This window comes from Glutamicibacter sp. NPDC090743 (assembly GCF_044769125.1).
Classification (GTDB): Bacteria; Actinomycetota; Actinomycetes; order Actinomycetales; family Micrococcaceae; genus Glutamicibacter.
The window spans coordinates 1-13,008 of record NZ_JBIVXE010000009.1; the positions used below are offsets into that span (position 1 = coordinate 1).

Annotated in this window: 17 protein-coding genes and 1 pseudogene; 7 read left to right on the plus strand and 11 right to left on the minus strand. The window is 54.9% G+C overall.

The annotated features are described in order from the left end of the window. From ACIQTS_RS16660 to ACIQTS_RS16685, 6 genes are all read right to left on the minus strand, one after another. Positions 1-560, minus strand: a 560-nt coding sequence (locus ACIQTS_RS16660; protein ID WP_402473933.1) for a DUF1963 domain-containing protein, incomplete at its 3' end; no start/stop codon positions are given. Continuing rightward, positions 553-942, minus strand: a complete 390-nt coding sequence (locus ACIQTS_RS16665; protein WP_402473934.1) for a DNA/RNA non-specific endonuclease — start codon at positions 940-942, stop codon at positions 553-555. The genes ACIQTS_RS16660 and ACIQTS_RS16665, both read right to left, overlap by 8 nt. Before the next feature lie 318 nt (positions 943-1,260). Then, a complete protein-coding gene (locus ACIQTS_RS16670) occupies positions 1,261-1,596 on the minus strand; it encodes a hypothetical protein (protein ID WP_402473935.1) in 336 nt (111 codons plus the stop codon). A gap of 368 nt (positions 1,597-1,964) precedes the next feature. Next, positions 1,965-2,180: a hypothetical protein gene (locus ACIQTS_RS16675; RefSeq protein ID WP_402473936.1), complete on the minus strand. Its 216-nt coding sequence runs from the start codon at positions 2,178-2,180 to the stop codon at positions 1,965-1,967. Between the two features lie 418 nt (positions 2,181-2,598). Next, positions 2,599-3,075 carry a hypothetical protein gene (locus ACIQTS_RS16680; protein ID WP_402473937.1) on the minus strand — a complete coding sequence of 159 codons (477 nt, stop codon included), beginning with the start codon at positions 3,073-3,075 and terminating at the stop codon, positions 2,599-2,601. 134 nt (positions 3,076-3,209) lie between these two features. After that, on the minus strand, positions 3,210-3,689 hold the full coding sequence (locus ACIQTS_RS16685) for a hypothetical protein (protein WP_402473938.1): 480 nt from the start codon (positions 3,687-3,689) through the stop codon (positions 3,210-3,212). 173 nt (positions 3,690-3,862) lie between these two features. Between ACIQTS_RS16685 and ACIQTS_RS16690 the strand changes: the two genes are divergently transcribed. Beyond that, on the plus strand, positions 3,863-4,411 hold the full coding sequence (locus tag ACIQTS_RS16690) for a MarR family winged helix-turn-helix transcriptional regulator (RefSeq protein ID WP_402473939.1): 549 nt from the start codon (positions 3,863-3,865) through the stop codon (positions 4,409-4,411). A gap of 272 nt (positions 4,412-4,683) precedes the next feature. Then, a complete protein-coding gene (locus ACIQTS_RS16695) occupies positions 4,684-4,983 on the plus strand; it encodes a hypothetical protein (RefSeq protein ID WP_402473940.1) in 300 nt (99 codons plus the stop codon). 90 nt (positions 4,984-5,073) lie between these two features. On the opposite strand, the gene ACIQTS_RS16700 is transcribed toward ACIQTS_RS16695, so the two are convergent. Further along, entirely contained in the window at positions 5,074-5,334 is a 261-nt protein-coding gene (locus tag ACIQTS_RS16700; RefSeq protein WP_402473941.1) for a GlsB/YeaQ/YmgE family stress response membrane protein, read from the minus strand. 592 nt (positions 5,335-5,926) lie between these two features. On the opposite strand from ACIQTS_RS16700, the gene ACIQTS_RS16705 reads away from it, so the two are divergent. Together ACIQTS_RS16705 and ACIQTS_RS16710 are read left to right on the plus strand one after the other, a co-directional pair. Next, positions 5,927-6,421 carry a pyridoxamine 5'-phosphate oxidase family protein gene (locus tag ACIQTS_RS16705; RefSeq protein WP_402473942.1) on the plus strand — a complete coding sequence of 165 codons (495 nt, stop codon included), beginning with the start codon at positions 5,927-5,929 and terminating at the stop codon, positions 6,419-6,421. Positions 6,422-6,929: 508 nt separating this feature from the next. Beyond that, positions 6,930-7,118 (plus strand): CsbD family protein, encoded by a 189-nt coding sequence (locus ACIQTS_RS16710; protein ID WP_402473943.1) that lies wholly within the window; start codon positions 6,930-6,932, stop codon positions 7,116-7,118. 256 nt (positions 7,119-7,374) lie between these two features. Here the strand turns inward: ACIQTS_RS16710 and ACIQTS_RS16715 are convergent. The 4 genes and pseudogenes from ACIQTS_RS16715 to ACIQTS_RS16730 all read right to left on the minus strand — a co-directional run bounded on the left by ACIQTS_RS16715 (position 7,375) and on the right by ACIQTS_RS16730 (position 11,028). Further along, positions 7,375-8,822, minus strand: a pseudogene (locus tag ACIQTS_RS16715) (IS3 family transposase). A gap of 476 nt (positions 8,823-9,298) precedes the next feature. Continuing rightward, the gene (locus tag ACIQTS_RS16720; RefSeq protein ID WP_402473944.1) at positions 9,299-10,267 is read right to left on the minus strand and encodes a GGDEF domain-containing protein; all 969 of its coding nucleotides are present in this window, start codon (positions 10,265-10,267) and stop codon (positions 9,299-9,301) included. 24 nt (positions 10,268-10,291) lie between these two features. Then, the gene (locus tag ACIQTS_RS16725) at positions 10,292-10,729 is read right to left on the minus strand and encodes a hypothetical protein (RefSeq protein WP_402473945.1); all 438 of its coding nucleotides are present in this window, start codon (positions 10,727-10,729) and stop codon (positions 10,292-10,294) included. Between the two features lie 11 nt (positions 10,730-10,740). Then, complete coding sequence (locus ACIQTS_RS16730) at positions 10,741-11,028, minus strand: hypothetical protein (protein WP_402473946.1); 288 nt, start codon at positions 11,026-11,028, stop codon at positions 10,741-10,743. A 375-nt stretch (positions 11,029-11,403) separates the two neighbouring features. Between ACIQTS_RS16730 and ACIQTS_RS16735 the strand changes: the two genes are divergently transcribed. The 3 genes from ACIQTS_RS16735 to ACIQTS_RS16745 all read left to right on the plus strand — a co-directional run bounded on the left by ACIQTS_RS16735 (position 11,404) and on the right by ACIQTS_RS16745 (position 12,876). After that, positions 11,404-11,712: a type II toxin-antitoxin system Phd/YefM family antitoxin gene (locus ACIQTS_RS16735; RefSeq protein ID WP_402473947.1), complete on the plus strand. Its 309-nt coding sequence runs from the start codon at positions 11,404-11,406 to the stop codon at positions 11,710-11,712. Between the two features lie 17 nt (positions 11,713-11,729). Then, on the plus strand, positions 11,730-12,275 hold the full coding sequence (locus ACIQTS_RS16740) for a type II toxin-antitoxin system RelE/ParE family toxin (protein ID WP_402474049.1): 546 nt from the start codon (positions 11,730-11,732) through the stop codon (positions 12,273-12,275). Positions 12,276-12,558: 283 nt separating this feature from the next. Further along, positions 12,559-12,876 (plus strand): hypothetical protein, encoded by a 318-nt coding sequence (locus tag ACIQTS_RS16745; RefSeq protein WP_402473948.1) that lies wholly within the window; start codon positions 12,559-12,561, stop codon positions 12,874-12,876. The last annotated feature ends 132 nt before the right edge of the window (positions 12,877-13,008 follow it).

The following is a 13,008-nucleotide window of genomic DNA, read 5'->3' on the forward strand; positions in this document are numbered from 1 at the left end:
TAGAGATCAGCTTCTTCCTCGGATCTGAAATCGACACTGAACTGATCCTTGAGATTCATGAACCCGTCAATGTCCAGCGGCATCAACGGAATCGATAGGGGTGTACCACCAGGTGGTTCCATGAATGCGAAGGTTTCGACCTCGTCGTTTTCGGGTACGAAGTACCGAATCGCCCAAGGCGGATTCAGAGATTCTTCCACGTCTTCGGGTTCGCCCATGTTCTGGGTGTCGTGGAAGAACTGGATGATACCTTCGTTCGGAAGACCTGTGGGGATGAACCCAGGATCTCCCACGTTCATGGATTCGTATCCGAGGTCGACTTGGGCAATATGCGTGAGCGGTATCCCGTCGGAGCTTCTCGGCCATTCCCGTCCATTCTCAAAGGGTTGACCGCCGAACCAGGAGGCCCCAAACCGAGTAGGTTCCTTATCCAGTTCCTTGCGCATTTTCTTTGGGTTTTTGAACTCCATGATGCCAAGTCCAAGAGAAACCTTAGGTTCGATCTTGACGCTGGGGAATTTTGCCTGAATCAAGGACAGATATTCCTCGGGGTCATGCATTCGCTTGGTGTGCTTCGGTGTCGGGTCCCCAGGTGAGGTCTGCGCGGCGGGCGAGGTGTCCACGATCCAGCCGGTTGTCCTTATAGAGGTCGTTTCCCACTTGAACTTCGGCGGGGATGCGGGGGTCTGTGGTGAAGGTGATGCCAGTTCGGGAGAGCAATTGCAGGTGGGTGCCGTCGATGTTCCAACCCACCCAACGAGCGAACTTGCGCGACCGACTCAATGCCAGGGAGAAGTGGGTGTAGTCGATGACGGGGGAGCCGTCGATCTGTACGAGATCTTCGACAAGGTCAGTGTGGAGTGTGGGGAGGTCAATGGTCGTGGTGAGGAGGTGCGGGTTGAATCCCGCTGGTTCACTGGCTGATGCGGGCTGCTGGCTCATATGCTGGCGTCCTTCCCTATATCAAGACTGTTGAAGATTTATGCTCCACAGTAGGATCCCGACTAGTTCTTGCCTAGACACCGCGTCGCCTGAGGAGCCGCGTTCATCTGTTCCGGGGCCTTGGTAACGGCTCTTGCTGGTTGATTGGTGTTTCTTGCTTGTCGCAATTAAACACTGAAGCATCCCGTGGTGGTTACGGGATGCTTCAGTGCGAAAAGGCTAATTTTCAGTTATAAACAAGACCAGATTAACGCGCAACGCCGCAGGTCAGTCGATAGGTTCTGGATTATCCAGGGAATATTCAGACTCTGGTTTAGCTCATGTGCCTGGACGGATGTTGTAAGAAGTTCGATGTTCTCTGTCGCTGCGAACGTAGCAGGGGATTTCAAAGGTAATTGCACTGTACGCCCAGTATCTAACGCGAAACGTTCTCGCCCCATCAGGTGTATCCTGGCCGATGAATTCGCCCATAGTCTGTCCTTGAGGCTCGGTCGGCACGTTTTCCAATGCAGGGTTTGGCACCGAGACGAACCAGAGGATCAGATGGTCGGCGGCTTCGTCGTAGATCGCGACTACCGAGGATCGTCCGTGGACTGAGACCAGCCCCATGACGTCATCGAGTAGTTCGTCCGGTTCGGCCAGGACGATGGGCATCCCTTCTCTTCAGCCATAGGATGCCAGGTGAATGCGGGCTTGGCGGGAGCCAAGGATGTGTTTGACGTGTTCGGCTGTGTGGGATCGTTGTTGATGGGTGGACATGGCGGACCTCCGCTCTTGTGGCTCTCGCGGTATTTCCAGCTAGAGCCCTACCGCGATGCGTCCTCGGGGATTGTCCAGGTGTTTGGGCAAGCCACGGGTGTTATCGCGCAGTGTGCTTTAGAAGGTACGCGAGATCTTCCCCAAGGGATACCCTACGGTCAAGCAATGCCGTCTATGGAAAGCTAATTAGGAGTCGGGGTCCAGAGAATGATCAGCCTTTAGGAAATTCCTTCATGGGGATCTCACGACTGCGGCTCATGTCGTCAGCCTCTAGCGGTCGTGTTGGCGGTGTTCATCCAGGCGGTGTCAATCATGTCGATCAGGCGATGAATGCTGCGTAGTTCAGGCTGGTTGAGGCGCTCCTGTGCCGAAAGGTATCGACCGTAATGATTAAGGGCTTCAAAGAGGCAGTAGCTGTCGTCTTCGCGGTTAATATCGAGCACAACTTGGTAGGGGATAAAGTTTTTCTCTGAGCTCATGGAATCCGTCCTGAAATGTTCGACTGCCAAAGTTCCGAGGGAAGGCGGCTGTTGACTGAAGTGGACGCTTGGTCCCAGACAATTTTACGCGCTGATGGTGAGCAGTTCTTCACGCCGCGTGTGGGGCAGCGTCGGTGAGAGGGAACTGGCAAGCAAAAAATTCCGTTGCGAACGCTGCGCAAGGGGCATGACCGATCTATGGGTGATGCCATTACGCTTTGTGCACTAGGTGTTAACCTTTTGAATGTGTTGAGCGCTTAGTTGTGCAGGGTCCTGGTATCCGCAAACCTGGATAGAGGACCTAGACCAACCACTAGCCTCGACAAGAGGCCCGATTCTGGCTCACCAGCTGTCCACTAGGACTACTAGCCAGCCGGGGGGATAAGCCAGAACCGGGGGAACAAGGGGCTGATCAGTTTCAGCCTGTGGTGAGAGGTATGGCGGCGTGGCGGCGTGTTGGTAACGCGTAGCGGGTGGCTGCCGTAGTGTTCTGGGACTGCATCGCGGTGCATGTGGGGATCTTGTGCGCGACGGCGGTGTGATTCCAGAATTTCACACGGAACTCGGCGATGGTCGCGGATGACAGGCGCTGGAAGAACTCTCCCATAGTGAGTCGATCTGCGCAGGCCTTAGTGACTTTCAGGGCGACCTGCGGGGGAGTGATGTACAGCATGAGTAGCGCTTCGGTTTGTGGATCGAGCATGGCTATCAACACTGCGCGGCCGTGGATCGATGCCATGCCCATGGCATCGTTAAGGGATTCGGTTGGTTGGGTCATCACGATTGGCATTCCCGGAGCCCAGCCGTAGTTCGACAGGTGAGCTTTGCCTTCACGGGTGGCGAGAAAATCAGCGACTCTGACTGCGGTCTGGGTTCGAACGATTCGACCTGGCATTTTAGATACTTCCCTTTCTTGCACTGCTCATGAAAATAATGATGTCGAAACAGGACTGTGTAGCCAGATGCGCTACACGTCGGGTCCTGCGCCTTGGTGCCGCCGCGCGTCGCGGACGGAGGGTGTTGCAGGTTCTAGGCCATGCTCAAATCTGCCGGGGAGGCATCTGCTTCGCTTCCCGAATTGGTAGTTTCGAGATTCAAGCCAGCGGTAGGAGTGAGCGATGGCGCGGCGAAGGGGTGTTCTAGCCAATGGGTGGGGAGGTCGGCTTCGGCTGCGTGCTCTGGTGTAGTGAGAAGGTTTTCTTTGCCGGTGACGGCGAACTGCAAATTCCGCACCTCAAACTGGACACCGAGCGCCTTCTCCATCTGAGGCAGGAGGGTGTCATTGACGTACTGCATCAGCTCGGAGACGTGTTCCTCGGCCTTAGAGGTACACGCCAAGTTGATGACCAGCTGCTCCGGGGGCCCACTAATGGTGCAAATTGCTGAATGCACGGTGTTCTTGCTGCGGCACTGCTGCGAGCCGAAGGCGGCGATCTGATGGGTTCGCGTGGTCCACGTCTCAGCGGGGGATGTGGTGGTTTCTACGGGAACTGCTAAGGGTTTTTTCATCTTTCACTCCGGTGCTGGTAGCTGTTTCGTAGTACAATATGTTTAGACTGGCTAACTATTAGCTAGGCTACAGTATTGTTTTTTGGTTAGGCAAGCTGGACCTCGGAGAAAAGAGCCATGTGAGCTCGAGAGGTTCACGGACAGCGCGTCCGCATCCAGTGGAGGGAGTTCTCATGAGCAGGTATCAAGCCAGTGGGTATTGGTACGACGAGGGCCGTTCGGTGCCTGAAGCGGTGGATTTGTTGAATCTGATGCGCAGGTATCGTCAGGCGGAGCGGAAGATGCGAGCTGCGACCCGCGGTTCGATGGGAATGAATGAGAACGATATGTCGGCGCTGCGCTTCCTGCTCGCTGCGCACCGTAAGGGGTTGGTTCCCCGTCAGCGAGATTTTGCTGAGGAACTGGGGATCTCCAATGCTTCGGTGTCGGTCTTGATCGACCGTTTGTGCCGGGACGGGTATGCCGAGCGTATTGTGCATCCTGCGGATCGGAGGTCGGTGGGGATTGTGCCCACCGAATACAGTGATACGGAAGTTCGCGGAACGCTGCAGGGGATGCATGAGCGGATGATGGATGCTGTGGGCACGTTGTCCGAGGATGAGCGGGTTGCAGTTGCCAAATTTTTGGAATCCATGATCCGCAGCGTTCAGATCGGTGATGAGCCAAGCCAATCGACCGAAAGGAAGCCTCTGATGGCGCAGAGTGCCGTACCTTCCCGGTAAACGTATGACGCATAACATCTGCTTCACCCGCGGTACGTGAGCTGATTGGTGAATTAGCTAGCAGATCACGCCCGAGGGACCGTTCCTTACCTAGTTTCCTCCAGGGGTTTTTGACTCCTAACGATGTTTTAGCGGGTGATCGTCTGGCTTGCGAAGGGCCCTGTTCTTGAGTTTCTGAGGAAAACCTTGTGGCCGATGTCACGGATGACTCAGGCGCGTACTTTGGAGGAAACCAAAAAATTTAGCCTGTCAAACAATCGAGGATGGTTTAAATGCCCCGAAAGCATATTGATGTCAGTGTCAGTCATGACGAGTTCGAAGATCTGAATAACGCTCTGGAAGACCATCGGGACGGTTTCAATCAGATGGCCGAGGAGGCAACCAATGGGTTCGGGTTGGAGCCTGAATATTGGGCCGGGCGGGCCGAGGAAGTCGAAGGTCTTCGCGAGACGATACATGAGCACAGTAGCGAGGAACCCGAACAGGACCAGGCTGGCGGCGAAGACACACGCACGGGTACCAATACAGAGTCCGCCCGAGATCAGGACTTCGAATCTGATCCTCGTCAATGAACATCGGCACAGGCGCGCGACACATACTCCGAACGGACATAGCAACGGTCCACCACGATTCCGTGGTGGACCGTTGCTATGCGGTTGTGATTAGGCACGCTTGCGCGTGAGCAGTCCCCAGACGACCAGTACGATCAGCGAACCACCAATGGCCAGGAGCCAGGTGGACAGGGACCAGAACTGGTTTACGCCTACGTTGAAGAGTGCTGAGCCGATCCAGCCGCCTACGATTGCGCCGACGACGCCCAGCAACAACGTAGTGAGCCATCCGCCGCCCTGCTCTCCTGGCTTGATGGCCTTGGCGATGGCGCCGGCGATTAGTCCCAGAACAATCCAACCTAAGATACCCACGGGTTCTCCTTAACACGTTTGTGGAGTGCCTCGCTCTTTGGCGGCGACACTTGCTTCTGCTCCAGAAAGATACGCGCAGGTAAAAGTAACAGGCTTGAAGCTGGGGATTTCCTGACGGCCGTGGGAGCGCAAAAGGGAGCGAAAATGACTCTGCTCAGTACCATGTACAGTACATCGGAGGCAAAAGATCTCACACTACGTTGAGTCAAGGATCCGGTTGGCGGGGTAGCAAGGCGTTATTTTCGCCTTAGCGGAAAAGAAGGCCTTGCGTGAGCTTAGGGCGATCCCTTCAGACGAGGCATTACAAGCATGCCCTGGTAGATTGCCCATGCAGGGAACGAGCGGTGAGGCACGGAGTGAAAAATTCAGCTCACTCCCTGTTCTTTGATGAGGTTGTAATTCTGAGCGTTGCTCATGGCATCCTGTTCCGGATGCTCGGACTCGCTCACGACCTTCGACGCCGTTCCAGTGAACGATAGGTGTTCCGGACCCTTAGGAGAACCTGCGCCTTCGCTGGAAGCCCGTTGCGCTGTGTCCAGGGCCCGGTAGCGTGGTGTGGGTACCTGATGGACGAGTTCAAGGGGAGAATGCCGTGGCGCACGATAAAGCAACACACACCGACGACGTGGAAAAGCTCGTCGAGATCATCAAGGACACCAAGGTTGCGATGCTTACGACGCATGGGCCAGACGGGCTGGAAAGCCGTCCGTTGAGCGTCACCGAGGTGGGCAGCGATGCGGACGTGTGGTTCTTCGCCGCCGCTTCCTCGGATGTGGCCGAGCAGGTCTCCAAAGATCAGGAAGTCAACGCCGCATTCTCGGATGACAAGTGCTGGGTGTCGCTTAGCGGCAAGGCCAATTTGGTCACGGATGTCGCCAAGAAGAAGGAACTGTGGAATTCGGCGGTGGCCGCGTTCTTCAGCCAGGAGCCCGAATCGCCGGAGATCGTGCTCATCCAGATGGAATCCGACTCCGCGCAATACTGGGAAAATCCCGGCGGGGTACTGAGCTTGGCCGCCAGTTGGGTCAAGGGCAAGGTCACCGGAGAACCGGCCCGTCCAGGGGATTCAGCGACCGTGGATCTATAGCCAAGAAGGTGTAAGCGGCAAGGGCGCGGAATGTGCCTGAACTGCGATTTTTGCGCCCTTGGCTTTTGTGGGACGTTACGACTATGAGGCCGGCTGTATGTCGTTTTCGATCACCTACTTGTGGTTACGCATCTCCACGTTGGTCATGCTAGGTATGTGCTCGGCGATGGGGACTTCCTCAGTGCCCTCGGGCAGCGGCGCTGCTCGTGGATCCTTCAGGTCCTCGGGTGCGCCCCCACCTGTTGGTCCGAGACTGATTCGTCGCCGCCAGTCGGCCTTTGCGGAGCTGACCGTGTAGGCAGTGGTGTTGGAGGCGCTGGACCCGGTGATTTTGGCGCAGCAGCAAGCCTGAGCGAAAGGGCTGGAATCACTCTTGAGTATTCGTAGTAGCGAGGTTAAATGTGTCCCCTGAGCCTGGCGACTATCAGGCAACGTCAAGCCTGAAACGAGATGTGCTAGCGGTCGCTACAGTTTTTCTATCCAGTAATTCAATGAAAAGGAGTGCATCATGGGTTTGGGTGACAAGATTCAGAATAAGGCTCAGGAGATGGCCGGCAAGGCCAAGGAAGCAACTGGCAAAGCCACCAACGATCCTTCGTTGCGGGCCGACGGAGTCAAGGACCAGGCTGAAGCTCGCGCGAAGCAGGCCGGCGAACACGCGAAGGACGCAGCGAAAGACATCACCGGCCAGAAATAATTTTTGACGGTCCGGACCTTGCTTTGCAAGTCCCGTCACGAGGTCCCGATAGTGTGGTCCATTCTTTGAATGGACCACACTTTTGTTTTAGGAGCGGGCTGCAGTGGTGAGAAACCTTGCCCGCAGTTTGGACCGAGACGCTGCGATGCCTGGTGAATATTCGTAGGTCTGGGTACCACCCGATATTGCCTTCGGGGACCAGGAATATTGCCGTTGGGAGCCCGGAAATTTTCAAGTCAAGTGAGACCAATGGGTGCTAAGCCGACAGCATTTCTTCTCCTTCTTCCTGCTTCACCGGTTCGTTGATCCACGCAGCGTCAGGCAGCTGCAGCTTCTTCGGCAGCCGGGTTTTGCCAAACCTTTCAGGATGCTCATCCCAGGCTTTTTCCAACGCTGCTAAGCGTTGATCATCCACGTGACCAGTCATCCCGAAATGTACGTCTGCCGGAGTATGAAACCCCAGCCCTGAATGATGATGCTCCGTGTTGTATGCCTGAACGAACTGAGCCATGAAGTCCCGAGCATGCTCCAACGAACCGAACCGCTCGGGGAACGCCGGCATATATTTCAAGGTCTTGAACCAGGCCTCCGAATAGGGGTTGTCATTGCTAACTTTCGGCCTGGAATGAGACCGCAACACATCCAAATCCGATAGCAGCGACGTGACCGGCTTCGAAGTCATTGAGGTGCCGCGGTCAGCATGCACCACGCACGGGACTTGATGCACTGCGAAGACGTTCTTCATGAACGCTTCCGCCAACAATCCTGACTCGCGTGCGTGGACTTCGCGGCCCACGATATAGCGGGAGTAAATATCAATCATGACGTACGCATCAAAATAGGTTCCCTTCGATGGGCCAGCAAGCTTCGTGATATCCCAGGAGAACACTTCACCAGGTTGATACGCGACCAGTTCGGGGACTTTCCGGGCTGGATGACGTGCCTACCGGCGGCGTTCAACGACTTGCTTCTCCCGGCGAAGTAGCCGATACATGGTCGAAACTGAACACAAATAGGTTCCCTCGCTCAGCAGGACCGCGTAAACCTGCTCTGGCGTTTGATCTACGAACCGGTCGCTGTTCAACGTGGCAAGGATCCGTGTTTCTTCCTCCTGGGTGAGTTTGTTGACCGGGGCTGGGCGTGGTGCATCCTGTGGTGTTCGTGGATGCTGTCCTGCTCGTTTTTTCCTGGCCATCGAGGCGCGGCTGACCCCAGCTAGGACACTGGCCTGCCTCGTGGTGACCCCTGCAGCGGTGAGCTCGGTGAATACTTGGCTCATGAAGGCTCGGGAGTCTAGTCGGAATCCGCGCTCTTCGAGATCTGTTCCAAGAGCGCGTGTGCTTTTCCCATGATTTCCAAGGCGGTTTGGGTAGTGGCTAGCTTCTGCTCGCTGGCTGCTAGCTGTTTCTCCAACCGGGCGATCTCGGCTTGTTCTTTACTGGGCTTGCCCAGTTTGCTCCGAGTCGTGGCAACAGTATCCGTGGTGCTGTTGTCAAGGATGCCCGCGTCGCGCAGTTTGCGCCATTCAGCGATCTGAGAGGAGTAGATCCCGTTGCTACGCAGGTAGGCACCGCCCTCGTTGGTTTCGATAGCTAGTTCGTACCCATTGAGGTAGACGAGTTTCTGGGCGGGGCTGATGATCCGGCGTCGTGGCTGTTCGGGGCGTGAGGCAGTGGAATCCATGACTCCATTCTCGGACACCATTGGCTCGTCCGTCTGGTCATGGCGGGTTTGGCGCAGGGTGGTGATGCTCATGATCTGCGAGGGTTTCCTTGTTCTCGCCCTGTCTGGGGTGAGGTGGTGTTGCTATGAAAGGGTGGTCTCACTCAAGCCTGACAGACAGGGCCCCCGGATCATTGGTTGGACAGGGGCTAGACACCATGCCGAGGCTGGTGGCTGAGAGTCCCTATGTTCCTCTTGTAGGGGCTGTCAAAAAGATAACGAGGTTCTCCATTTTTCGACAAAGTGCAGGAAATGCACCTTGTCTTTAGTACTTTACATAACGTCGGTTATCGGCGAACGAATTCCGTCCAAAGAAACGGTTGCAGAGGTAGATAAGATCAGCAAAATAGCATGTCAGTAATGATATTAGTGAACACAGTTTTGGATCTAGAGATCTTCCTGGCAAGAGCGCATTTAGATGGATATAGTTCTCTAAAGGCCGTTGCAAGGACAGTCTGTTAGCTGTTTTTCCTGGCACGAACGCGACGCTGATATTTCTGCTGATACATTAAAGCATCAGCCGCGGCAATACACTGATCAATGTTGGTACTACCTGGCTGAGCTGAATAGAATCCCATGGCTGCAGGAATCCCTGCCTCTTCCAAGGAATCTCTGAATACTGAGAAATAAGCCTCTGTCTGGGATGGAGCTACTCCGTTGGCCAAAATCATGAACTCATCACCCCCATATCGAGCGACGCGGCAGGACTCACTGCTTTTGCCTCTCAGGATCTCACCAGCGCGCCGCAACAATAAATCTCCAGCTGCATGACCTTGGCTGTCATTGACCTGCTTAAGCCCATTGAGGTCTATCACAGCAACCGAGACGGAATCGCCAAAAGCATCGAGACGTTCTTGCGCATCGCTGGTGATCTTGTCCCAGCCACGTCGGTTCAACAGACCAGTCAAAGCATCTGTTTGCGCTAGGGCATCGGATAGCTCACAATTTCGCCGTTCTCTATCAGCTACTCTTGCTAACTTCAATTGGGCAGATAGAAGTGAACTGATGAGGGCGACGAGTTCTTCATCTATTTTCTCTCCTTCAGTGAGCGGATCGGTGCGCACCCCGCACAGGACACCAAACATCTCATCCCGGTCATCATTGATGGTGTACCCGGCATAGGCCCCCACCTCGGCTGAAAATCGCATACACGAATAGTCAGGATCTTGTTGCGTATTTTCCACAATATGAGCAGCGCCGTTGGCCATTCGACTGCATAAAGATTCCTCCCACTCAACACGTTGACCAGTTTTGAGCAACTGATCCGGCTGCACGTGCAAGTGGATCTGCTCTCCATCGATTACGCGAGAAACTGACCAATCTGTCAGCGGAGTATGCTTTTTAAGGTAAGAAATAGCCTGTTCGGCCGAATCGGTGAATATCTGAGCACCGTTAAATTCCTGTGCATCTTTCGCAATGCGTGTCATCTTAGGTTTTAACCTCCATGCAGCTCAGGCGATAATACCCTCAGAGCACCATTCGAAATTAATCAAACTTAAATCCTCAACGAGAACAGCGATCTGGTGTGAAACCATTTCCTGCTGAACAGCATAACAACCGTCAGATGCTGAATTGATAACTGCTGAACAGAGATACTGCTGAACCGCGAATTCCACCCTAAACAGAGCGTATCCCGTATAGCACCATGAGGAATTTTGATTCGCTACGGTGTTCTTGTTCATCCTGCTAGCCAGAAAATCTTTGATTATCTCGTCGAATGGGGGAGGGATCTCGACTGGCGATGCCTTGAAAGTAACACTCAGACGTCCGTCATCCGAGTACTCGAACTGGTCTACCTGCAGCGCGGTGATCCTGGATAAAGGCTGCTCGAAAACGAGCAGAAAAATCGTTGCAGCTCGGTCACCCGCGCAGAGCTCGAGGCCCTGCAATGCGTCAAGTATCAGTTATGCCCTTGATAGGTTCGTACGGTGCCGTGGGAGAGGTTTTGGACAGCCCTGGCATGTGAGAAGGAGTCATCAGCGTCCCCGAGAGTCCATTCCCATGAATAGCTGCCGGCGAAGTCAACCAAGTTCATCACGACGTTTCGCCGGGTCCGAATCGTGGCTGGAGCGAAGTCTTTTTGCTCTTTGCTGTTGGGCTCAGGCGTCCAAGACTGTGCTGAGGAAAGCGTCCGGGTCTGATCTTTCTCGCCGAGCCCTGCAAATAGAACATTTTCGTTGTTGCCCATCGACCGTCCTCAGCGCTCGAACTGGATTGCGATTCTTGCACATAATTTGCAAAACTCGCAATAGCTGGCGCGGAAATAGCACGTCAACGCAGACATTTTCACTGAAGTTTTTGCGGCGTCTTGGTCAAGCGACTGCGCCAGACCAATGGAGGCGATTACTGATAAACCTCAGGCCAAGGGAGGGTTGGGGATCGATGCGAGGCGTTACCCCAAAGGTCATTATGTGCGGTGAAAGCAAATAAAGTCTTTTATACTTTACATAAGATAGGTTATCGGCTGATAACTCAGGGGAGCAGAAATGCGGGAAGTGCAACGGGCTGGCCTGGAAACTCAGGTGTGATTGGAATTCTAGGCAGAAATCTATATAGTTTTTGTATGACTACTCTGAGCATCACCGAAGCCTCGCGCTCCGGCCTTTCGGCATTGGTGGCAGCAGCTGAAGAAGGCCAAGATACGGCGTTGTCGCGCCACGGCAAGGTCGTGGCCGAAGTGGTGTCAGCCAAGGAGATCGCTCAGCTGCGCCAGGACCGGGAAACACTTCGCGATGCCGCATTGGTCATGGCGCGCTTCGCCACCGATAGCGGCGTACGCACAACCCTTGATCAAGCCATGGAATTCTTCAACTTAGACCGTGCAGAGCTTGAGGCTGAAAATGCCGAAGAAGCTAAGTCAGAGGATTCGTGAATCCATCTGAAGGCCGGGTGTGCATTGTTCGCCTGACTGAGGACGCAGTGTCCGACCTGCATCGTCTTCACAAGAAAGACCCCCAGATCGTCCGTGCGGTGTTCAAGAAAATGCTGCTTCTGGAAAAGTCGCCAGAAGCCGGCGAACCCCTGCTTGGCGCTCTGGTTGGTTTTCGCAAACTAGTTGTCGGTGACCGGGATTGGCGCATCGTTTGGCGCATCACCGAGGACGCCTCCGGGGTGCCCATTCTTGATGTCTCCGAAATCTGGGCCGTAGGTGCCCGTTCGGATGGCGAAGTCTATGATGAGCTCAACTCTCGGGTTGCGCGCTTGGGCAACAACCCGAAAATTCGGCCTTTGAAAGACGTCATCGTTCAAATGGGCCGGCTCTACGAATCGGTTGAGGCAACAGCAGAGCCCGACCGCACATCCTCCCTGCCTGCCTGGATGATCAGTGCATTAAAAGATCAGCTACATCTATCTGATCAGGAAATCTCGAAGCTCAGCGAGCAGCAAGGCCAGGAGCAGCTCATGGCGTACTGGTCCCGCACGTCCGAGAGCTAAACCGCCTGCCACCACTGCGCTACCTACGTCAGACTGCGTCAATCCCCGGCAGTTGGTGTTGCTTCCCGATGTATAAGCCCAGCTATGATTCCGCCCTTCGGCGACATTCTCGATCATCGCTAAATTACCCACATCTTGGTCGCTGGCACCGGCACCCTCTGAGACCAGCACTCCTCAAAGGAGACTATCGCGCCGGACGGGCATGCAGAATCCTGGAAAATACAACATCACCAGTTGCCAAGAAGTCGCTCCCAGTGCTCGTCGCGTGCGGTATCTTAAGGCCATGACCAGCTGGAACATTTCAAGGCACCCCGAATGGGACCAGCTGCTGCTCGCCGGGATCACCGTGCGGGAAATCGCCGAACTTTGCCACCGCGGTCCTGCCACCATCCATTACCACCTGCGACGACGCGAACATTATGAACCGGGTTTCCGTGCCAAGCACGAAGCGGCAGTGGCCACACGCAACAACCACAGGCCCTCCAGCACATGGCGGCGGCAGGCTAACGAATTAGCAGCATTCCACGCTGAGCACACAAGGCTTCCGCGCAGTACCGGCGACCGCGCCGAACGTTCCTTGCACCACTGGCATCCTGGGTAATGTCCGCTTTGCCGGGGGATCTTCGATGCCGCTACCACGTAATTGCGGGACCGAGGCAGATGATTTCAGACTAACCAGGGCAAATGATGACTAGTTCATTGATTTTTCAATAGTCCTCGTGAAGAGTCGACC